The sequence below is a fragment of the Rhizobium sp. SG741 genome, from assembly GCF_012275435.1.
Taxonomy (GTDB): Bacteria; Pseudomonadota; Alphaproteobacteria; order Rhizobiales; family Rhizobiaceae; genus Rhizobium; species Rhizobium lusitanum.
The window spans coordinates 104,029-125,687 of the sequence record NZ_JAAZQP010000007.1 but is presented as its reverse complement, the minus strand read 5'-3'; the positions used below and the strand labels follow the sequence as shown (position 1 = coordinate 125,687).

Sequence of the window (21,659 nt, the reverse complement as noted above, 5' to 3'; positions counted from 1 at the left end):
TAGGCATAAATTCCCATGCTTTCAAACAGCCCGTGATTTGATAAATCGCCGTAATGCGCTATAGGACCGCGACATCACCATGGGACAGGCAAGCCGCTTGGACATCCGCTTCGACAATGCCGGCGTCAACTTCGGCACACGGACCGCGCTCTACCCGCTGAACCTGACGCTTCAGGAGAAGCGCGTCGGGATCGTCGGCCTCAACGGTTCCGGTAAGACGACCTTTGCGCGGCTGATCAACGGGCTCGCCAAGCCGACCACCGGCCGCGTCGTCGTCGACGGGCTCGATACGGCCAGCGATGCCGCCTCCGTGCTCGGAAAAGTCGGATATATCTTTCAGTCGCCGCAGAACCAGATCATCCTGCCCATCGTGCGCGACGACATCGCCTTCGGGCTCAAGGCACGCGGCTTGGACAAGGTGCAGATCGAGGCGGCGGTGGACGGCATTCTCGAGCGGTTCGGCGTCAGCCATCTCGGCGCGCGGCGCGCCCATGAACTTTCGGGCGGCGAGCTGCAGATGGCAGCTCTTTGCTCGGTGCTGGTCACCGGCCCCGATATCCTCATTCTCGACGAACCCACCAACCAGCTCGACTTGAAGAACAGGGCGCTGGTGCAGAGGACGATCGCAGCGTTGCCGGAAAACGTCATCATCATCAGCCACGACCTGCCGCTGGTCGAGGATTTCGACCGGGTGCTGCTGTTCGATCAGGGCCGCCTCGTTGTCGACGCACCGGCGGCGGAAGCCATCGCCCACTACAAGGAGATGGCGAGCTGATGCAAACGCTGCACGTGGACGCGGATACATGGATGCATCGGCTGACACCGCGCGTGAAACTCGTAACGCTTGCCGCGCTCGGCATTCTATTGTTCCTGGCGGATTCCACCGCGCTGCTCGAGCTCGCAAACCTCATCGGTGCCGGCCTCTATTTTCGCAGCGGCCTCTCGGTCGGCGAGGCATTGAGGCGGCTCCGTCCGATCCTCATCTCGATTGCCGTGCTTTCACTCTTGAACCTGCTCTTCAGTCCGTTTCACCTTGTCGTCGTGGTGGCGCTGCGGCTGACCGCGCTTGCGCTGTTTGCAGCCGCTGTAACGGCGACAACATCGATGGCCGCCTTCATCGATGAAATCACCGTTCTTGCGACGCCGCTTGAGAAGATGGGTTTGCTCAGGGCGGCCGATATCGGGCTCGCGGTCGGCCTCGTCCTGCGTTTCGTGCCTGAGATTCTCGACCGCTATCGCGCCATCCGCGAAGCGCACGAAGCGCGGGGAATCAAAATACGCTTGGCAACGACGCTTGTGCCGCTGATCATCCTCACGCTGCGCGACGCTGACAATATCGCGGCTGCGATTGACGCGCGCGGCATTCGGCGGCATTGAACATAGATCTTTTTCGGATGGAGCCGCCATGAATACCCGCGATCTTGTCCTCTCCGCACTCTTTGCCGCCATCATCGTGGCGCTCGGCCTGTTGCCGCCGATCCCGATCGGCATCATTCCCGTGCCGATCACCGCGCAGTCGCTTGGCGTGATGCTGGCGGGCGTGGTGCTCGGCGCCAGGCGCGGTACGATCGCGGTGCTGATCGTCGTCCTGCTGGTGATAATCGGCATGCCGGTGCTATCGGGCGGCCGCGGCGGTCTTGCCGTCTTCGCGGGCCCGACGGCCGGTTTCTTCATCGGCTGGATATTCGCGGCCTTCGTTACCGGCTATCTCTCGGAGCGGCTGGTGAAGCCGGAGCAGACCAGCCTCAACCAGGGCATCGGCTTCTTCATCGCCGCCGTCATCGGCGGCGTCGTGGTGCTCTATGCCTTCGGCATTGCCTGGCTGGCCATCAACATCGGCTTCACCAAAGCGTTCTTCGGCTCCCTGGGCTTTGTGCCGGGTGATCTCATTAAGGCAGTCGTCGCTGCCCTCGTCGGTCGCGCCGTCATGGCCGGCTATCCGCTTCTGCCGCAGCGGAGCTGAACTCGGCTCAGGGCGGAAAAAACGCAATCGGTGAACGCATCACGTCAGATATTTGTAGAGCCAGTCGCGGGTGTCCTCGGGCAGCGGCGCAGGGTCGTGCTCATCGCCACGCACGGCAAGCCACAGAATCTCGACCTCGGCCGCCAGTTCATTGCCGGTCTCGACCATGACGACGAAGCCGATGGACTTGCCGCCGATCTTGTTGACGCTGATCGAGAAGCGGGCAAGGTCGTCGTAATGCAAGGCCCTGTGCAGGGAACAGGATGCCTTGGTGGCGACATAGGCCGGTTCGTCGTCGACCAGCGGCCGCGTGCGCCAGAAATTCGAGAGCGCCGTCTCCGCCTGTGAGATATAGGAGGCGATGAACATATGACCGTGCCGGTCGACATCGCGCGGTGGCACTCTCAACTCGATGACATCGGATCGCTCTACACTCGTCATCACGTGAAAACCCTGCCCAACGCCATACGCACCTTAATGAAAGCTTAACATCGCGCCTTAATAAGTAAACGGGCGCCGCTCCAAAGTGGTTAAGATGGATTGTTGACATTGTAGTGACATTGTCCATGTCCTGTAATAGGCGTCACACCTCATTTATAGATTGGCCCCATGAGCACACGTCTTTACGAACACCCGATTTTTCTTGAGCATATTGTACCGCCTGGCCACCCGGAACGGCCGGACCGGCTGCGCTCGCTGAACATCGCGCTGGAGCATCCGAATTTCGAGAGGCTCGACCGGCGAAAGGCCCCTGCGGCCAATGAAGACGCGGTCCTGCTTGCCCATCCCGAAGAGCATCTGGACTTCGTCCTGCGCTCGATGCCGGACAAAGGCAACGATGGCGAGATCAACCAGATCGAGGCGGATACCTATGCCAGCCCGAAGACGCTGCAGGCGATCATGCACGGCGTCGGCGGCGCCATGGCCGCGGTCGATGACGTATTTTCCGGCGCTGCCGACAATGTCTTCGTCGCAGCCCGCCCGCCCGGCCACCATGCGGAGAAGACCAAGGCCATGGGCTTCTGCTTCTTCAACAATGCGGCGATCGCCGCCCGCCATGCGCAAAAGGCTCATGGCGCCGAGCGCGTCGCCATCGTCGATTGGGACGTGCACCACGGCAACGGCACTCAGGACATCTTCTGGGACGATCCATCCGTGCTTTTCTGTTCGACCCACCAGATGCCGCTCTATCCGGGCACCGGCAAGAAGGACGAGCGCGGCACGCACAATACCATCGTCAATGCGCCGCTTTCGCCCAATACCGGCGGCGATCATTTCCGAGAGGCCTTCAAGTCGCGCATCCTGCCGGCGCTCGATGATTTCCGCCCGGACATCATCATCATCTCGGCCGGCTTCGATGCCCACCACCGCGATCCATTGGCACAATTGAACCTCACCGGCGAGGATTTCGACTGGGCGACGGGGCGGATCCTGGAGGTCGCCGATCGCAGCGCCAACAACCGGGTCGTCAGCCTGCTCGAAGGCGGCTATGATCTGGAAGGGCTGGCCGAATCGGCGGGTCTGCATATTCTGCGCATGATGAAGGGTTGACGATGAGCGAAAGCGCCAAGGTAGATGTATCAGGCTATTCCTTCGAGAAGGCCGTGGCGGAGCTTGAAAGCATCGTTGCGCGGCTGGAACGCGGCGACGTGGCACTGGATGAATCCATCACCATCTACGAGCGCGGCGAGGCACTGAAGAAGCATTGCGAGGCGCTGCTGTCGGCCGCCGAGAACCGCATCGAGAAGATCCGGCTCGACCGCGCCGGCAAGCCGCAGGGCACGGAGCCGCTGGACGGCGCGTGAGATAAGACGGGAAAGTTTGAGTTTCCCTGACATTCCCGGTAGGTTGAGCCTCAACCGAAAGGAGAACCGCCATGTCTTTCTTCCCAGGAAACGATCCGCAAGCCGGTGACGCCTTCGCCTGCGATGCGATCGAGAATCTCATCATTCCGCGCACCAGCGACCTTGGCGGTTTCTCCGTGCGGCGAGCTCTTCCAAGCAGCCGCCGACGGTTGGTGGGGCCGTTCATCTTCTTCGACCGCATGGGGCCTGCAATTTTTCGGCCGGGCCAAGCGGTTGATGTGCGCCCGCATCCGCATATCGGCCTTTCCACTGTCACCTATCTGTTCGACGGCGAGATCCGCCATCTCGACAGCCTCGGCACGGCCAAGGTGATCCGCCCCGGCGACGTCAACCTGATGACGGCCGGACGCGGGATCGTGCACTCCGAACGCACCCCGGAAAATCTGCGCGATCATCCTTTTGCGATGTCGGGCCTGCAGACATGGCTGGCGCTCCCCGACGACAAGGAGGAGATCGATCCTTCCTTTGCCCATACAGAGAAAGACGAGCTGCCTGTCATCGCCGATGGAGGCGTAACCGGGCGCGTGGTGATCGGAGATTTCGAAGGCCTGAAATCACCGGTGAAATCCTTCTCCGACACGCTGTATGTCGATCTGCAGCTTCAGCCGAACACGACGTTTCCTTTTGGTGCAGCCCATGAGGAGCGCGCGGTCTATATCCTCTCCGGCTCGCTCATCGTCGCCGGCGATCACTTCGCGCAGGATCAGCTCCTCGTTTTCCGCCCCGGCGATGCCATCACCCTGGAAGCTGCGGAAAAAGGCTGTCATCTCATGCTTTTTGGAGGTGCGGCGCTCAATTCGAAGCGCTATATCTGGTGGAACTTCGTATCCTCTTCCAAGGAACGCATCGAAAAAGCCAAGGAAGAATGGCGCACGGGCCGTTTCGATATCGTGCCGGGCGACGAGGAAGAGTTTATTCCCTTGCCGGAGGGCTGACGGGTTCATAACAGTGCCAAATGTTTCTTGTTCGGGCACTCCTTGAATTCGGCGTCTTTTGTCGCAATCTGTTTTGACGTAAAGGCGGGCAACCGCCCAAGAATAGCAAGAAAGAGGCTTCTGCCTTGACACAAATGCCAGAGACGCCGCTGCTGGACCGGGTCCATTATCCTTCCGACCTGCGAAAGCTGGAGGACCGGGACTTGCCGCAACTCGCCCGCGAAGTCCGTGACGAAATGATCGATGCGGTATCGCGCACGGGCGGACATCTCGGCGCCGGTCTTGGCGTCGTCGAACTCACCATTGCCATCCACAGCGTTTTCGATACGCCGAACGATCGCCTCATCTTCGATGTCGGGCATCAGTGTTATCCGCACAAGATTCTGACCGGACGGCGCGACCGCATCCGCACGCTGCGCCAGGAAGGCGGGATTTCGGGCTTCACGCGCCGCGCCGAAAGCGAATACGATCCCTTCGGCGCCGCGCATTCCTCCACGTCCATTTCCGCCGGCCTCGGCATGGCAGTTGCCGCCGAGCTTGATGGAACCGACCGCCGGGTCATCGCCGTCATCGGCGACGGCGCGATGTCGGCCGGCATGGCCTATGAAGCGTTGAACAATGCCGGCGCGCTCGACGCGCGGCTGATCGTCATCCTCAACGACAACGATATGTCGATCGCGCCGCCGACGGGCGCGATGAGCGCCTATCTCGCCCGCCTCGCCTCCGGCCGCACGTATATGGGCTTCCGCGATTTCGGCAAGAAACTGACGGCCTATCTCGGCAAGAAGGTCGATCGCGCCATAACACGCGCCGTCGAGCACGCACGGGGCTATGTGACCGGTGGAACGATGTTCGAGGAGATGGGCTTCTATCATATCGGCCCGATCGACGGCCATTCCTTCGAGCATCTGCTGCCGGTGCTGCGCAACGTCCGCGACAATGCGCAAGGTCCGGTGCTGATCCATGTCGTGACGCAGAAGGGCAAGGGCTATCCCCCGGCCGAGGCGGCGGCCGACAAATATCATGGCGTCAACAAGTTCGACGTCATCACCGGCGCGCAAGCCAAGGTGAAACCGAATGCGCCGAGCTACACCAGCGTCTTTGCCGATGCTCTCGTGCAGGAGGCGATGTTCGACGACAAGATCGTCGGCATTACCGCCGCCATGCCTAATGGTACCGGCCTCGACAAGCTCCAGGAATTCTATCCCAAGCGCTGTTTCGACGTCGGTATCGCCGAGCAGCATGCCGTGACCTTTGCTGCCGGCCTTGCCGCCGAGGGCTACAAGCCCTTTGCCGCGCTCTATTCCACCTTCCTGCAGCGCGCCTATGACCAGGTGGTACATGACGTGGCGATCCAGGGTCTGCCGGTGCGCTTCCCGATCGATCGCGCCGGTTTCGTCGGCGCCGACGGGCCGACGCATGCCGGGTCCTTCGACACGACCTTTCTGGCGACCCTGCCCGGCTTCGTCGTTATGGCTGCCGCCGATGAGGCGGAACTGAAGCATATGGTGCGGACGGCGGCCGCCTACGATCTCGGGCCGATCTCGTTCCGCTATCCGCGCGGCGAAGGCGTCGGCATCGAAATGCCCGAACGGGGCCAGATTCTGGAGATCGGTAGGGGTCGCGTGGTCAAGCAGGGGTCGAAAGTCGCCTTGCTCTCCTTCGGCACGCGTCTCGCCGACAGCCTTGCCGCGGCCGAGGATCTCGACGCCGCCGGCCTGCCGACGACGGTCGCAGACGCCCGCTTCGCCAAGCCGCTCGACCACGATCTCATTCGCCAGCTTGCTGCCCACCACGAGATGCTGATCACCATCGAAGAGGGCTCGGTCGGCGGCTTCGGCAGCCAGGTCATGCAGTTCCTCGCCAGCGAGGGCCTGCTCGACAACGGCCTGAAGATCCGCACGCTCGTCATGCCCGATATCTGGATGGACCAGGCGAAGCCCGAAGTCATGAATGCCAAGGCCGGCCTCGACCGCGCAGGCATCGTGCAGACGGTGTTCAGGGCGCTGGGCCACGGCCGGATCGTCGAGGCTGCCGGATAATGCGGATAGGATCAGGCGGGTCTACGGCCGCCTGATGCCATCAAGAATCGATCGCATTGAAAACTGCCACGCGGTCGCGGCCGGCTGCCTTTGCCTGATAAAGCGCAGCATCGACATTCCTGAGCAGCAGCATACGCGTCGCGCCATCGTTGGGCGCGAGTGCAGCGCCTATGCTCAGCCTTGCGAAAATGGATACGCCATCGACCGTAAACGGCGCTCTGAATGCCATAAGCAATCGTTCGGACAATGAAACAAGCGCGTTCCTGTCGGGCGGGGCCGGCACGAATATCGCGAACTCGTCGCCTCCCATACGAACGACGATATCATCGGTACGGATGACCGAGCGGATGCGTGCTGCCGCCTCGCACAGAACTTCGTCGCCGACATTATGACCGAAGCGGTCGTTGATCGACTTGAAGCCATCCATGTCGAGATAGAGGACGCCGAAATTCCGGCCAGCTGCAACAGCGGCGCTCAATGCTCCGTCGACTACGGCATCCAATTCCGAACGGTTGAAGAAGCGGGTCAGAGGGTCGGTCATGGCGGCAGTGCGCAAGTCGTTTTCAGCGATACCCATTAGCAGATTCGTCTTCTGAAGACACAGGAGAGCGCTTGCGATCTGCGCAAATCGCAAAAGGCTCTGCTCCTCGCTCGGGGAAAAGCGCCTCGGCGACTGATCGAGAATGCAGAAGGCACCTACGGGCTGGCCATTCTCCAATCGGACCGGTGCGCCTGCATAGAAGCGAAAACGCGGATCCTCCACGACAAAGGGCGCGACCATCAACTCGGTATCTTCAGCCAGATCGGGTATAACAAGCAATTCGTCGTCAAAGACCACGCGCGTGCAGATCGACATATCGCGGGAGCATTCGGCAATCTCGAGGCCCGCCTGCCCCGCAATGCGCTGCCAGTCCTCGTCGATAATATTGATCGCCGCATAGGGTGTGCCGAAAACGCCCCTTGCCAGCTCCGCAAGGACGGAAAGCTCCGGCGTCGGACTGCTATGAATCGCGTTCAGGGAGCGTACCGCTAAAAGTCTCTGTGTTTCATTGGTCGGAACTCGGACGAGCCGTCCCATTCGAATCTCCCTCGGCAATCATCACGAGGCCCATAAAAAAGGTGGTTCGAAGCCCAGCGCAACCCTCTCATCGCTTAAATATTTAACAAATGCTGAGGAGAAGGGCGGCTGGCATGGCGTTGATGGCGCTCAAGGCCAGCATGCCACGCAAAAGAGCTGTTGTCCGTTGTCGCGACAGATGCGCCAAAATAGAACGGAGCTGGAGACCTCGTCGTTTTTTCTCGACCTCTCAACAGCATCGGCCCGTCGCTGAGCGGCGGGCCGATGCTGTTTACGGAGATGATTCGCCATGAACGACCCAGGCGGGGTCGTTCATCGAAGGACGATCAGAACTCTTCCCATTCGTCCTGGGCGGCCGCAGCCGCGGTTGCCTTGCCGCCGAAGGCCTTGGCCACCGTGCGGCCGAGCGCCCGGGCCGGCGATGCAGCAGGCTTCGAGCGTGCCGTTGCGATTGCGGGACGCGCGGACGTTGCCTGCGGCGCATTGCTGAGCCGGAACTGGCGCAACAGCTCATTCAGTGCCGCGGCTTCGCGGGCGAGTGCGTGGCTGGCTGCGGTCTGTTCCTCGACCATGGCGGCATTCTTCTGCGTGCCCTGATCCATGTTGTTGACCGCAGTGTTGATCTCCTGCAGGCCGGTCGACTGCTCGCGGGTCGCCGTGACGATCGCGCCGACGTGACGATTGATTTCCTGAACTTCCGAAACGATCAATTCCAGGGCCTTGCCGGTCTCGCCGACCAGGGACACGCCGGTATTGACCTGATCGCTCGACGTGGTGATTAGCGCCTTGATTTCCTTGGCGGCATTGGCGGACCGCTGGGCAAGCTCGCGGACTTCTTGGGCGACGACGGCAAAACCCTTGCCGGCATCACCGGCGCGGGCGGCTTCGACACCGGCGTTCAGGGCAAGCAGATTGGTCTGGAAGGCGATATCGTCGATGACGCTGATGATGTTGCTGATCTCGCCCGAGGACTTTTCGATCTGCTGCATGGCGGATACCGCCTTGCGCACCACTTCACCGGACTTCTCGGCGCCGAGGCGTGCGCGCTCGACGAGATGGCCGACATCCTCGGCGCGCTTGGCCGAATCGCGGACCGTCGTGGTGACCTCTTCCAGGGCTGCGGCAGTCTCCTCGACGGCGGCGGCCTGCTGCTCGGTACGATGAGCAAGATCGTCGGCGGCCGAACGGATTTCGTCGGCGCCGGCATTGATGGCGGCGGCATTGGTGCCAACCGACTGCAAGGCCGCTTCCAGCTTTTCGACGGCATTGTTGAAATCCGCGCGAACGCTGTCGAACTGCGGCGCAAAGGTGCGGTCGAGACGCGCCGCGACATTGCCGGCGGCGAGAGCCGAGAGCCCACCTGCGAGCGTCTCCATGGCGAAGCGGATTTCACCTTCTTCGCGCGCCTTCTGATCATCGCTCACCTGGCGCTGACGCTCGGCGTCATCGCGCATGCGATCGGTCTCGCCGGCGAGGCGCAGCTTCTCGATCGCCGCCTGCTTGAAGACGAGAACGGCATCGGCCATGCTGCCGACTTCATCGCCACGGCCAACGGCTGGAACGTCGATATCGTGCTCGCCGCCGGCCAGACGTCCCATGGCGGCGGTCATGCCGACGATCGGGCGAACGATGATGCGCGACAGCAGCCAGGCAAGAACGGCGGCGATCAGCGCCACGAGGATGCCGCCCACGACGAGCGTCAGGCGCAGATCGCCATTAGCCTGATCCTGCGTCGCCGCCAGGTCGCCGGCCTTGGCGCGGGCTGCCTGCTTGATCTTTGCGGCCGCCTCGCGGAAACCGTCGAGTTGGCCCTTGGTTTCGTTCTGACCGATCTTGACGATCTGGTCGAGCGGCATGTCGGTTTCCTTGCGAGCCTTCGTCTGCGGCTCTGCAAGCTGATGGAAATAGATATCCGCGGCCTTCTGCATGTTGTCGATGGCCTGCAGCAGATCCGGAGAGTCGGCGGCGACCTGCTTGGCCGCGGCAATGCTCTTCAACATCCGGTCGCGATTGGCGAAAACATCGGCATAGGTGCTGTCGCTGTGGAGCAGGAGGAAGCCGCGCAGGTTGACCGCCTGTTCCAGCATTGCCTGCAAGGAGTCGTCGATGAGATTGACGAGCTGCTGCGACCTGGCCTGCTCCGCCGCAGCTCCAGCCGACATCTCTTCCTTGGAATACACGAATGCCGAAACGCAGGCGAAAATGGCGATCAGCGCCGTGAACGTTATGGCAAGCTTGCCATTCAGCGACAGTTTTTTCGCAAACATAAGCGAGCGCCTCCTGAGCGCCGGTCCTGGCGAGCATCGATAGGCCGTGGGAAAGGACGGCGGATGCTCGAAAATTCAGGGAAGGGTATGATTGGGACGCGGAAGCGTGAAGCCGTCATGGCAGGCGTTGATCCTGAAACAGACCATCGCAATCACGGACATCGGTAGAGGCTACGGCTTTAAAATTATTTAATTTTGACGATACGCCGTTTAAACCTGGCTCAGTTCCCGGGGGTCGCGGCGAGGATCAAGATATCCAGATCGTGTTCGGGATAAAAATCCTGCGCCGCCATCTGAAAGGAGGTCGGCCCGGTCTTTTTGACGTCGGTGCCGCAGAAGCTGATGTAGTTTTCCGGGCTGCCCTTGTCGACCGTCAGCTCGAAATGCTTGATCGGGCCGGACCAGTTGGCGCCTGTGGTCAGCACATAGGAGATCCAGCTCTCGGTATAGGTTCGCCCGCCTTTGTCGGCCGTGGCGGAAAGCTTGGTCGCCGTCTTCAGGAAGGCATCGTCGACGCAATACTTGCTGCGGTAGGCCTGCAGCTGCTGTTTCTGGTAGTCCTGGTCGCCGGCAAACGTAATGGCCACGGTGCCGCCTACGCTCGGCTTGTAGCTATGCTGTACGCCGATCCTGGCTTTGGCCGGAAACTTGGTGCGCCACCAATAGGTGGTATGCAGCGTCCACATCGGCGTCGGATGATGCTTCATGCCCTGGCCGTCATTGTCATATTCGTCATCAACGATCAACCCGCGAGCCGTCCAGTCTTCCAAGACATCGACGGGCAGCTTGGCGACGGCATCCATGGCCGTCTTGCTGAGCGGCAGTAACGGTACGCCGCGCGCCTTCAATTCATCCGTCATGTCGACGCCCGCGACCGTGACGCTCTGCTGAAGGGTCGGTACGATCGCCTTGCCGTCCTGCGTCACGGTGAAGCCGAGAAAGTTGTCAGCGTCGACATTTCCGGCATCGACCATGCTGTCGACATCACCCTTGATATCGGGCATCGGGAAAGCGACGAGACTTTCGACGTCCTTGTCGGATGTGTTTTCGAAGACATAGTCGACGCGCACCTGGGCCGCGGAAATGAAGAGCTTCTCCTCGTCCATGCTGATATCGCCGGTGCGGACATAGGCGAGACCGCCGGTCTTCAACTCGGCCATGGTGTCGTTCGCAAAGGCCGGAGCGGCGAACATCGCCAATAGCGCCGCATAGCCACCGATTCTTCGCATGATGCCCTCTCAACCGTTGATTTGTGCGATTATGGCCGGCTGCAGCCCGGCGTCAACGGCGACATCGGCACAAAAGGCTTGCAACGCACTGCATTGCCCGGCATGGACTGCCTATGTCAGAACCGCAACGCCTCGACCAGCTTCTCGTCACCCTTTCGCTTTTCGCCAGCCGATCGCGGGCGCGCGATGCCATTCAACGCGGCACCGTGACCGTCGACGGCAAGGTTGTGACCAAACCGGGCACGCTGTTCACCGAAGAGGCGCAGATCGCGATCGACGATCCGGCCCAGGATTATGTCTCGCGGGCGGCCCTGAAGCTGGTCGCGGCACTCGATCATTTCCAGCTCGACCCGAAAGGGCAGCACTGTCTCGACGTCGGCGCGTCGACCGGCGGCTTTACCGAGGTATTGTTGCAGCGTGGCGCCGCGCATGTCACATCCATCGATGTCGGCCATGGGCAGATGCATCCACGCATATCGGCCGATCCGCGCGTGACTAGTATAGAGGGGCTGAACGCCCGCAACCTCACGGCCGAGGATATCGGCAAGCCGATCTCGTTCATCGTTTCCGATGTCTCCTTCATCTCGCTGAAGCTGGCGTTGGCGCCGGCGCTGGCATTTGCGGAGCCGGGCGCGCGCGCCGTGTTGCTGGTGAAGCCGCAGTTCGAAGCAGGGCGCGATGCGATCGGCAAGGCCGGTCTTCTGAAAGACCCCTCCTCTGCTCCCGCCGTTGCTGCCGAGCTCGAACGCTGGTTCTGCGAGGATATGGGCTGGCAGAGCCTCGGCCTCATCGCCTCGCCGATATCAGGCGGCGACGGCAACCACGAATTTCTTCTCGCAGGGATCAAGTCATGAGCACCGAAACCGTCACCATCCAGAAGCTCGGCGCCCAGGGCGACGGCATCGCGCAAGGCGCTGATGGCCCGATCTACGTGCCCTTTACGCTGCCGGGCGAAAGCGTCGCTATCGCGCGGGTGAAAAGCCAGGGCACGTTGATGTCGATCGCAGCGGCCTCGCCAGACCGGCGGGAACCGCACTGTCGGCACTTCGGTCCCGATGGCGTCAACGGCACCTGCGGCGGCTGCACGCTGCAGCACTATGCCGATGCGCCCTACCGTGCCTTCAAGCGGCAGCTCGTGATCGACGCGCTCCGTTCCAAGGGCCTGACGCCCGAGGTGGATGATATTATCGCCGCCCATCCCGGCGAGCGCCGCAAGGTCGTCTTCGCGGCGCGCAAGACCGAGAAGGGCACGCTGATCGGCTTTAACCAGGCCGAAAGCCACCACATCGTCGCAATCGAGGAATGTCCCATCGCCTCGTCCGGGATCATGTCGCAATTGCCGGCGATCACGGCGGTCGCTGCGGCACTCGCCGTCAACGCGGAAGCCTTCCGCATCTCCGTTTTGGAGATGCCTTCCGGCCTCGATCTCGCCGTCGACGACGTCAAATCCCTTTCCGACAAGCAGCGTCGGAGCGCGATCGAAATCGTGCTCACGCTTCGCGGCATCGCGCGCGTCTCGGTGAACGGCGAAATCCTGGTGGAACCGGCAAAGCCGATGATCGATTTCGGCGGCGTGCAGGTCTCGCCGCCACCCGGCGCCTTCACGCAGGCGACCAAGCAGGCCGAAGACGCCATGGCCGAGCTGGTCACGACCCATGTCGGCAAGGCCAAGCGCATCGCCGATCTCTTCGCCGGCAGCGGCACCTTCTCGCTTCGCCTGGCGCGGATCGGACGGGTGCACGCGGTGGAAGGCGAGGCCAAGCCCTTGGCCGCGCTCGATTACGCCGCCCGCAACACGCAGGGGCTAAAGCCGGTCACCATCGAGCGCCGCGACCTCTTCCGCCGGCCGCTGATGACGCAGGAATTGAAGGTCTACGACGCCGTCGTCTTCGATCCGCCGCGCGCCGGGGCGGAATTCCAGTGCAAGGAACTGGCCCGCTCCCAAGTCAAGAAGATCGTCGCCGTCTCCTGCAACCCTTTAACGTTGGCACGCGATCTCGCGCTGCTGACCGAAGGGGGCTATCGCATCACCAAAGTGACGCCGATCGACCAATTCCTGTGGACCTCGCATGTCGAGGTCGTCGTGGCGCTGGAGAAGTAGTTCTCTTCGACGCGCGTTGGGGTGGCCGACCCTCGTGGTTCGAGACGGCCCTTCAGGCCTCCTCACCATGAGGGCGGGTGATGTAGTTACCGCTTCATGAACGCCTCGAATGCTGCACGGGCTTCGGCGCTTTTCAGCCGTGCTGCGAAAAGCTCGGCTTCCTCAGCGATACGACCAAGAATAGCGTCCGGTTCGCCCCGTATCAGGTCACGCGCTATCCGCAGCGCCTCCGGCGGCTTGGCCGCAAGCTTGGCAGCCAACGATAGCGTTTCAGCCTCCACCGCTTCGGGTGCGGTCACCTTCCAGATCAGGCCGGCCTCCTTTGCTTCGGCGGCGGAGAAGCCTTCGCCGAGGGCGAGCAGGGCGAAGGCGCGCTGATGACCCATCAGGCGCGGCGCAATCAGGCTGGAGGCCGCTTCGGGGACGAGGGCAAGATCGACGAAAGGCGTCTTGAACAGGCTACGCTCGGAAGCCACCGTCAGATCGCAATGCAGGTGGATCGTGGCGCCTATGCCGATCGCCAAGCCGTCCACGCCCGAGACGACCGGTTTCTTCGCCGTGGCCAGTGCGGCAAGGAAATCCAGCACTTCGCGGCCCATGCTTCCGCCCATGGCGAAGGCCAGGAAATCCGCCATGTCGTTGCCGGCGGAAAAGCAGCCTTCAGTGCCGAGGAAGACGTTGACGCGGATATCCGGCGTGTCGTCCGCCGCCTTCAGCGCATCGGTCATCGCCTGGTACATGGCGCGCGTGATCGCATTCTTCTTTTCCGGACGGTTGAACCGGATAATCTGGACATGCGGCGTGGTCTCGGGACGTTCGATGATAATATGGTCGGTCATTAGATCTCCTCAGGCAAGCGCGATGCGGGCAGCTTCAAGGCTCGACGCGCCGGCGACGATACGGTCAGTGAGAGCGGCGGTCTCGGCCAGAAGATTCTCGGCAGCAAAGCGGCAAAGCGCGATGCGCTTTCCGGCCTCGCCATCCGCCGCATCGACCACCCCCCCCTTGGCCAGATAAGCTCCGGTCAGCACGAGACCGAAGAGCCGTTGATAGGGCGTCGCACCCGCCAGCGCCTCGGCGACGGCGCCTTCGGCCTGTCGCGAGAGCAGCCATTCGCTTGCCTTTTCGAGATCGGCGATGGCCGATTCCAGCCGCGGCGCCGTTTCCCCGAAGCCGTCGAGATTGGATCTGGCGACGGCATCGGCGATCCCGCGCAATTCGCCGAGGAAGGCGCGCACTTGATCGCCGTTCGCAATGGTCAGCTTGCGGGTCACGAGGTCGATCGCCTGGATGCCGTTGGTGCCTTCATAGATCGGCGCGATGCGGGCATCTCGCAGCAGGCGTGCCGCTCCCGTCTCTTCGATGAAGCCCATGCCGCCATGGACCTGGATACCAAGCGAGGCGACATCGACGCCGGCATCGGTCGAGAAGGATTTTGCAATCGGCGTCAACAGCGCGGCGCGCTCCTGCCAGTAGCGTGCCTTTTCGGGATCGCGATGCGACATATCGATCGCCTCGGCGCAGGCATAGCAGATGGCGCGCGAACCCTGCGTCAGCGCCTTCATGGTCAGCAGCATGCGGGCGACATCGGGATGTTCGATGATCGGGCTCATGCCCGTCGCCGTCGTGCCCGGCGCGCGGCCCTGCGTGCGCTCGCTGGCATAGGCGATGGCTTTCTGGGTGGCGGCTTCCGCAATCGCCACGCCCTGAATGCCGACGGCGAGGCGCGCATTGTTCATCATCGTGAACATGCAGGCGAGCCCCTTGTTCTCTTCGCCGACAAGCCAGGCGACAGCTCCTTTTTCGGCGCCATATTTGCCATCGCCATAAATTATCGTGCAGGTCGGCGAGCCGTGGATGCCGAGCTTGTGCTCCAGAGAATGGGCGAAATAATCGTTACGGGCGCCAAGCGATCCATCATCGTTTACGAGGAATTTCGGCACGAGGAAAAGAGATATGCCGCGCGTGCCCGCGGGCGCGTCCGGAAGCCGGGCGAGCACGAAATGGACGATGTTTTCCGCCGCCTCGTGATCGCCCCAGGTGATGAAGATCTTCTGGCCGAAGAGACGATAGGTGCCGTCGTCGCGGCGCTCTGCACGCGTGCGCAGCGCCCCGACATCGGAACCGGCATGCGGCTCGGTCAGGTTCATGGTGCCGGCCCACTCGCCTGATACGAGCTTCGGCAGGTATGTCTTTTTCAGGTCTTCGCTGCCGTGGGCGATGAGTGCCTCGACCGCCCCCATGGTCAGCGTCGGGGCAAGACCAAACGCCATCGAAGCGGAATTCCACATTTCCAGCGTCGCGATATTCAGCATATGTGGCAGGCCCTGTCCGCCGAACTCCTCCGGCGCGGTCAACCCGTTCCAGCCGCCGGCGATCCAGTCGCGATAGAGCTTTTCCCATCCGTCCGGAAGAACCACCTTGCCGTCGACCAGCTTCGCGCCCTGCCTGTCGCCGATTTCGGCAAGCGGCTCCATCTCGTCGCCGGCGAAACGTCCAGCCTCCGCCAGGATGGCATCGAGGACGTCGGCGCTGAGATCGCCGAGGATGCCCTCTTCCATCGCCCGCTCCATGCCGGCGACATGCTTCAGCGTGAATGCGATTTCCTCGACAGGCGCCTTGTACATGATGCTTTCCTCCGCATTTGTGGTCCGATGGCCCGCCTCACCCAGGCCATCGTCGACGTGTTGTTATAGCTAGTTGATTTTTACGTAAACGTCAATTTTACAAAGGCGATGCGATGCTCATTTCCACTTGATCGCGAACTCGAACGACACATTCGTCCTGCACGCGCCGCGCGGCTGAGACATCTGCACCCGCGCATGCGATTATTCCAACAACGGGCAGACTTGCATAAACAATCGTCATGAACGAAGACTAAGGCAACTGTTCCGACAATCCGAATGATCTGGCCATGAACACGATCACGTCTGCCATCACGATACCCGGCTTTGTCTGGGCCTATCGTCTCCATCCCGGCGCAGACAAGCCGGAGCGGTTGCCCGACGATACCGATCGCGCCACGCTCTTTGGCGGAGACGGTTTCCTCTGGCTGCATCTCAATCTCGTGGATGCCCGCGTCCCAACCTTCCTTGCGGACGTACCTGGGTTGAACGAAGCGGCACGCACGGCGCTGACCACGCACGAGACGCATGCGATGCTTACCGTCGACGAACAGATGCTCTTCGGCACGCTGGTCGACTTCCAGCATGAGTTCGGTCAGGACACTCGTGACATCGGCTGGCTGCATTTTGCGCTGACCGACCGCATGCTCATCACCAGCCGGCTGCAGCCGCTTCGCAGTCTGGACCGGGGACGGATGCTGATCGAAAAGAATGCGGCGCGATTTTCCCGTCCGCTGGATATTTTCGAGCTGCTGGTCGTCGAATTCCAGCGCTCCATGATCTCGGTCGTCATCGAGATGAGCGAAGAGCTGAATTCTATCGAGGACTTCCTTCACGGGAACACGTCGCGCGACGAGCGCACGCGGCTTCCGCCGATCCGACGGACGATCGTACGGCTGCATCGCCATCTGCGCACAGTCCTGTCGCTGATGCGCCACGCCGCCGCCTCGGACGACGAGGAAATGCCGCTCGGCTTCGAGGATGTCGCGGGGCGCCTGACGAGCCGGCTCGAAGCGGTCGAGCATGATATCTATGCGCTCCAGGAGCGCGCCCGGTTACTGCATGAAGAAATCAACTCGAAGCTCGCCTCCGAGATCAATCGCCATCTCTATATCCTGTCGATCATGACGGCGTTCTTGTTGCCGCCGACGCTGGTGACCGGCTTCTTCGGCATGAACACATCGAACCTGCCGCTCTCCGGCGGGACAGGCGGTACGCAATATGCGATCGGCTTCATCGTCGCGTCCATGCTGCTGGCATGGTGGTTGCTCAAACGGATCAACATTCTCTGACATCTGACTATGCATGAAAAGCCGCCCGGCATGTGCCGGGCGGCTCGCATCGATGAACCTCTAAGCGTCGCTCAATAATAGGGTGAGTAGCACTGACGGCGCGGGCCCTGATTGGGCTGGAAGGTGTTGTCGTAAGCGCGATAGGAGCGATAGCGATCCGAGCACCATTCGACGTGACGCGGGTTGATGCCGCCGGCTGGAGGCGGAGCGGCATAATAGCGCGGTTGGCTGGCAATCGCGCCGCCGATGATCGCACCGGCGCCGAAGGCGGCCAGCGGGAACCAATAACCGTCATGGTAACGATAGCCATGGCGATAGCCCGAGTAACCGCGATAGCCGCCATACCAACCCCGGCGATAGTAACCACCGTGATAGTGGCGCCATTGAACCTGCTCGATATTGGCGGGCGCGGTCTTTTCAGCGGGCGCAACCGGTGCGGCAGGCATCTGCAATGCGAAGGACGGCGTGAAGCTCGTCAGGGTAACAGCGGCCGAAATAGCGATGGTCGCAATTCTCGCACGGAAACCAAGCATTCTTATCTCCATTCCCTGGTTTGTCTTGTGCTCAGGCGTTTGGCGTTCGATATCGGGATGCTTCCCGAGCAGGGTTGAAATGCCTGCTTCGTCGCATGTCCGAACAGACGGCGAGAAACGCGGCAACACGTTATTCTGTTCCTCAAATCCCTACCAATTTAAGGAGTTATGCGAGGGCTCCACGATGAATTTATAGTGATTTCATCCTTAACCCAAGATTAACCAGCAATCCTTACTATTATTTCATGAAAGGATCCCGGCAGACTTACGCCTTGATTTGCAGCTTTCTGATGGTCCTGGCCCTCACGGGGCCGGCTACGAAGCTTTCGGCCGGTGAAAGTCGACCCTGGACGGATCCGAGAAACGCCCTCATCATCGACGCCTATGAACTGAACACCATCGACTGGAATACGTTTCTGCAGGACAAGCGGATCGCCGGCTTCATCTCCAAGGCCTCCGACGGTCTGCCCGAAAGTTTCAGTTGTACAGGCGACCATGCCGGCGACACGGTCGCACACTGCAAGACGATGTGGCGCAAATACGCCGTCAGTCGCGAGCTGTATCAGACGCGCCGCATGCTGGCGAAGATGAACGGCCTGTTGTGGGGCGCCTACCATCTGGGGCGGCCCGGCAATCCCATCGACCAGGCCAATCACTTTCTCGACTATGCCGATCCGCAGCCGGACGAGCTGATGGTGCTCGATATCGACGGCATGGACTCCACGCAATTCATGTCGCTGGAGGATGCCCAGGTCTTCGTCGCCCATATCAAGGTCAGAACCGGCCGCTACCCCATCCTCTATACCAACCACAACATCGCCCGCTACATCGCCGATCATCGCGACATCTATCCACTGCTGTCGCGGCTGCCGCTGTGGTACGCGCGCTACAAGCCGGACGTGACCGGCACCTTCCCGCTCGGCAATTGGGACAGCTATGCCATCTGGCAGTTCGCTTCATCGGACAATTGTTCCGAAAAGAGCTGCCCCTACCGCGTTCCGGGCACATTGACCGATATCGACGTCAATATCGTACCAATGACCAAGATACAGCTCGCCAAGATCTGGCCGCAAGGCGAGCTACTGCCTGCCAAACCGTTGCCTGCGCCCGACGTGATGATCGCACAGGCACCGACCTGCAACGGACCGCGGCAGACGCTTATCTCGCTGGTGATCGATCCCATCGTCACGGCCTCGACCCGTCGGTCTGAGCCGGTGGAGATCAATGAGCTGAATTATCAGGATTTCTAGAGCGACAACGGAATAGCGTTACCGCTCTATGATATTTTTTCGCGAAACTCCGGACGGAAAACCGCTGCACGCTTTTCCTGGAGTTTGCTCTAGGCTTCGACCTGGACATCCGTCTTCGGCCGCGAACAGCAGGCGAGGATATAGCCCTCCTCGATCTCGTCATCGAGGATGCCGCCATTGTGGTTCATCTCGACCTCGCCGGAAAGCTTCATGACGCGGCATGTGCCGCAGAGGCCGGATTCGCAGGCCGCACCGATGCGTACGCCCGCGCCGCGCGCGGCCTGAAGCACGGTCTGCCCCGCCGCGCAGACGACGTCCTTGCCGGCCATGGTGAAGCGGATCGTGGTTGCAGCTTCAGTCGACGCATCGTCGGTGACCTCGGCAAGCGGCGTTGCCGCATTCGCCGGCTGGAAGCTTTCCTGATGGTAGCGGGACATGTCGAAGCCATGCGCTTCCAGCATGGAGCGGACCGCATCCATGAAGACTTCCGGACCGCAGCAGAAGATCGTGCGATCCATGAAATCCGGCGCGAGCAAGCCGATCTTGGCCTTGTCGATGCGACCCTTCAGCCCCGACCAGAGCTCGGTGCGGCCGCAGCCCTCGACGATCAGGCCGAGATTGAGGTTCGGCATGAAGCGGGCGAGATATTCCAGCTCCGAACGGAAGATGATGTCGGCCGGGCTGCGCGAGCAATTGACGAAGGTGATGTCCGACAACGGCGCCGTGTCGGCCATGTAGCGGGTCATGGCCATCATCGGGGTCACGCCGGACCCGGCTGACACGAAGAGATATTTCTCGCCGGGATGGCGGATATGGCTGAAATCGCCGAGGGGACCGAAAGCCTTGATGCGCATGCCGGGCTTGAGGTTCTCGAACATCCAGCGCGTGCCGATGCTGTCCTTCTGCGCCTTGACGGTCACGGCGACCGAAAAGGGCCGCGACGGTGTCGACGACAGCGTATAGGTGCGCATGACCGGCTCGGGCGCCGTCGGCAGCTCCAGCGTCACGAACTGGCCCGGCAGGTAACGGAACCAGTTGTCCTTGTCGGACCCGAATGTGAAGGTCATCACATCGGGCGCTTCCGGCGTGACCGAGAGGCATTCGAGCAGATGCTGCCTGTCGCTCCAGGGCTGCATCTGGTCGAGATGTCGATGACGGAGGGAGACGGTCATGTTCATGCTCAGGCAACCGCCGACAGCTTGGCCTGATCGCCCTGCAGCCGGTTGATCATGAAATTCGAGTACCACTCGACGAACTGCATGACGCCGCCTTCATGGATTTCCGAATAGGGACCGGGCTCGTAAGCAGGCGAGCGGATGCCGAAGGCATTTTCCTCGACGATGCGGCGGTCCTGATCGTTGGTCTCAGTCCAGACGTGAGTAAGCTCTTCGAGATCATAATCGACGCCTTCGACCGCATCCTTGTGCACCAGCCATTTGGTGGTGACGGCGGTTTCCTCGGCGTTGAGCGGAAGGACGCGGAAGGAAATCGCGTGATCGCCGAGCATGTGGTTCCAGGTCGTCGGGTAATGGAACAGCAGCATCGTACCGATGTTGTTGATCGTCACATCGGGCGAGAGCGGCCGCTTGACGGCATTCTGGCCGGACATGGTGTAGCTTTCGGCCCCTTCGATCAGCGGCATGCGTGCGGTGCGGAACTGTCCGTCCGGCGAGATCTTGAATTCGCTCGGCAGGCCGGCAGCTTCACAGCGCTTCCAATGAGCTGTGATCACGGGATCGCTCATTGCCCCCTGCACGCCGCTCACCGTCGGCGCTTCCGAAAAAGTGCGGCAGAGTTCGGGATGGTTGGCAGCGCAATGATAGCACTCGCGGTTGTTTTCCCAGACGAGCTTCCAGTTGCCCTTCTCGATGATGGTGCTCTGGAAGGCGACCTTGGCCTCGCTGAGGCGATGAGGGGCTATGTAGGGCTCGATCGTGGCGCGAACCGGCGCGAAGTCCGGCGCATTCTGCGCAAGGCAGATGAAGATATAGCCGCCGACGCTTTCGCAGTGAACCGATTTCAGCGAGTACTGGCTCTTGTCGAAATCCTCGGCCATCTGGCGGGCGAAGAGCAGCGAGCCGTCCAGCTCGTAGGTCCACTGGTGATAGGGGCAGACGAGCTTTGCCGACGAGCCGCGCTCGGTCGTGCAGACCCGCGAGCCGCGATGACGACAGCTATTGTGGAAGGCACGGATGACCTGATCGCGACCGCGAACGATGACGACGGGATAATCGCCGATCTGGACGGTGAAATAATTGCCCGCGCGAGGCACTTCGCAATCATGGCCGATGAACAGCCAATCCCGATAATAGATCATTTCCATATCGAGCTTGAAGTAATCCGGGTCGGTATAGAAGGGCTGCTCCAGGCTGAAACCCTCACGGCGATTCTTCAATTGCCGCAGAACATTGCTGCTGATATCCATTTGCCTATCCTTGCGCAGTACCAAGAAACGGGCGAAGGACATGCACGGCCGGTGG

General features: G+C 61.4%; 20 protein-coding genes. 11 read left to right on the top strand and 9 right to left on the bottom strand.

Annotation, left to right across the window (positions count from 1 at the left end):
• Positions 1-97 precede the first annotated feature (97 nt).
• From FHT29_RS19010 to FHT29_RS19000, 3 genes are read left to right on the top strand one after another with little or no spacing between them, the layout of a single operon-like run.
• Positions 98-775, top strand: a complete 678-nt coding sequence (locus FHT29_RS19010; protein ID WP_168600075.1) for an ABC transporter ATP-binding protein — start codon at positions 98-100, stop codon at positions 773-775.
• The gene (locus FHT29_RS19005) at positions 775-1,377 is read left to right on the top strand and encodes an energy-coupling factor transporter transmembrane protein EcfT (protein WP_037198578.1); all 603 of its coding nucleotides are present in this window, start codon (positions 775-777) and stop codon (positions 1,375-1,377) included. Before FHT29_RS19010 ends, FHT29_RS19005 begins: the two co-directional genes overlap by 1 nt.
• A gap of 28 nt (positions 1,378-1,405) precedes the next feature.
• Complete coding sequence (locus FHT29_RS19000; RefSeq protein ID WP_037198577.1) at positions 1,406-1,963, top strand: biotin transporter BioY; 558 nt, start codon at positions 1,406-1,408, stop codon at positions 1,961-1,963.
• 39 nt (positions 1,964-2,002) lie between these two features.
• On the opposite strand, the gene FHT29_RS18995 is transcribed toward FHT29_RS19000, so the two are convergent.
• Positions 2,003-2,404, bottom strand: coding sequence for a thioesterase family protein (locus FHT29_RS18995; protein WP_047560693.1), 402 nt, complete (start codon positions 2,402-2,404; stop codon positions 2,003-2,005).
• Positions 2,405-2,572: 168 nt separating this feature from the next.
• Between FHT29_RS18995 and FHT29_RS18990 the strand changes: the two genes are divergently transcribed.
• The 4 genes from FHT29_RS18990 to dxs all read left to right on the top strand — a co-directional run bounded on the left by FHT29_RS18990 (position 2,573) and on the right by dxs (position 6,805).
• Positions 2,573-3,514 (top strand): histone deacetylase family protein, encoded by a 942-nt coding sequence (locus FHT29_RS18990; protein ID WP_047560696.1) that lies wholly within the window; start codon positions 2,573-2,575, stop codon positions 3,512-3,514.
• Positions 3,515-3,516: 2 nt separating this feature from the next.
• Positions 3,517-3,768, top strand: a complete 252-nt coding sequence (locus FHT29_RS18985; protein WP_034488124.1) for an exodeoxyribonuclease VII small subunit — start codon at positions 3,517-3,519, stop codon at positions 3,766-3,768.
• Between the two features lie 71 nt (positions 3,769-3,839).
• Complete coding sequence (locus FHT29_RS18980) at positions 3,840-4,763, top strand: pirin family protein (RefSeq protein WP_092572935.1); 924 nt, start codon at positions 3,840-3,842, stop codon at positions 4,761-4,763.
• A 125-nt stretch (positions 4,764-4,888) separates the two neighbouring features.
• Entirely contained in the window at positions 4,889-6,805 is a 1,917-nt protein-coding gene (gene dxs, locus FHT29_RS18975; protein WP_047638891.1) for a 1-deoxy-D-xylulose-5-phosphate synthase, read from the top strand.
• A 40-nt stretch (positions 6,806-6,845) separates the two neighbouring features.
• Here the strand turns inward: dxs and FHT29_RS18970 are convergent, their stop codons facing one another.
• From FHT29_RS18970 to FHT29_RS18960, 3 genes are all read right to left on the bottom strand, one after another.
• Positions 6,846-7,883, bottom strand: a complete 1,038-nt coding sequence (locus tag FHT29_RS18970) for a sensor domain-containing diguanylate cyclase (protein WP_168600019.1) — start codon at positions 7,881-7,883, stop codon at positions 6,846-6,848.
• A gap of 326 nt (positions 7,884-8,209) precedes the next feature.
• The gene (locus tag FHT29_RS18965; RefSeq protein WP_168600018.1) at positions 8,210-10,150 is read right to left on the bottom strand and encodes a methyl-accepting chemotaxis protein; all 1,941 of its coding nucleotides are present in this window, start codon (positions 10,148-10,150) and stop codon (positions 8,210-8,212) included.
• Between the two features lie 221 nt (positions 10,151-10,371).
• Positions 10,372-11,379: a DUF4424 domain-containing protein gene (locus FHT29_RS18960; RefSeq protein ID WP_052224182.1), complete on the bottom strand. Its 1,008-nt coding sequence runs from the start codon at positions 11,377-11,379 to the stop codon at positions 10,372-10,374.
• Between the two features lie 113 nt (positions 11,380-11,492).
• Between FHT29_RS18960 and FHT29_RS18955 the strand changes: the two genes are divergently transcribed.
• Positions 11,493-12,233: a TlyA family RNA methyltransferase gene (locus tag FHT29_RS18955; RefSeq protein ID WP_113118784.1), complete on the top strand. Its 741-nt coding sequence runs from the start codon at positions 11,493-11,495 to the stop codon at positions 12,231-12,233.
• Positions 12,230-13,480, top strand: a complete 1,251-nt coding sequence (locus FHT29_RS18950; protein ID WP_168600017.1) for a class I SAM-dependent RNA methyltransferase — start codon at positions 12,230-12,232, stop codon at positions 13,478-13,480. Before FHT29_RS18955 ends, FHT29_RS18950 begins: the two co-directional genes overlap by 4 nt.
• 86 nt (positions 13,481-13,566) lie before the next feature.
• Here the strand turns inward: FHT29_RS18950 and FHT29_RS18945 are convergent, their stop codons facing one another.
• Both FHT29_RS18945 and FHT29_RS18940 read right to left on the bottom strand, forming a co-directional pair.
• Complete coding sequence (locus FHT29_RS18945; RefSeq protein WP_037198562.1) at positions 13,567-14,319, bottom strand: crotonase/enoyl-CoA hydratase family protein; 753 nt, start codon at positions 14,317-14,319, stop codon at positions 13,567-13,569.
• Positions 14,320-14,328: 9 nt separating this feature from the next.
• Positions 14,329-16,107: an acyl-CoA dehydrogenase gene (locus FHT29_RS18940; RefSeq protein ID WP_168600016.1), complete on the bottom strand. Its 1,779-nt coding sequence runs from the start codon at positions 16,105-16,107 to the stop codon at positions 14,329-14,331.
• A 287-nt stretch (positions 16,108-16,394) separates the two neighbouring features.
• Between FHT29_RS18940 and FHT29_RS18935 the strand changes: the two genes are divergently transcribed.
• Positions 16,395-17,396, top strand: a complete 1,002-nt coding sequence (locus tag FHT29_RS18935) for a transporter (RefSeq protein WP_168600015.1) — start codon at positions 16,395-16,397, stop codon at positions 17,394-17,396.
• 71 nt (positions 17,397-17,467) lie between these two features.
• On the opposite strand, the gene FHT29_RS18930 is transcribed toward FHT29_RS18935, so the two are convergent.
• Complete coding sequence (locus FHT29_RS18930; protein ID WP_037198556.1) at positions 17,468-17,929, bottom strand: BA14K family protein; 462 nt, start codon at positions 17,927-17,929, stop codon at positions 17,468-17,470.
• 290 nt (positions 17,930-18,219) lie between these two features.
• On the opposite strand from FHT29_RS18930, the gene FHT29_RS18925 reads away from it, so the two are divergent.
• Positions 18,220-19,179 (top strand): GH25 family lysozyme, encoded by a 960-nt coding sequence (locus FHT29_RS18925; RefSeq protein ID WP_246703055.1) that lies wholly within the window; start codon positions 18,220-18,222, stop codon positions 19,177-19,179.
• A gap of 89 nt (positions 19,180-19,268) precedes the next feature.
• Here FHT29_RS18925 and FHT29_RS18920 read toward each other — a convergent pair whose 3' ends face one another.
• Together FHT29_RS18920 and FHT29_RS18915 are read right to left on the bottom strand one after the other, a co-directional pair.
• Positions 19,269-20,357: a hybrid-cluster NAD(P)-dependent oxidoreductase gene (locus FHT29_RS18920; RefSeq protein ID WP_037198554.1), complete on the bottom strand. Its 1,089-nt coding sequence runs from the start codon at positions 20,355-20,357 to the stop codon at positions 19,269-19,271.
• Positions 20,358-20,359: 2 nt separating this feature from the next.
• Positions 20,360-21,604, bottom strand: a complete 1,245-nt coding sequence (locus FHT29_RS18915) for an aromatic ring-hydroxylating dioxygenase subunit alpha (RefSeq protein ID WP_037198552.1) — start codon at positions 21,602-21,604, stop codon at positions 20,360-20,362.
• Positions 21,605-21,659: the final 55 nt, after the last annotated feature.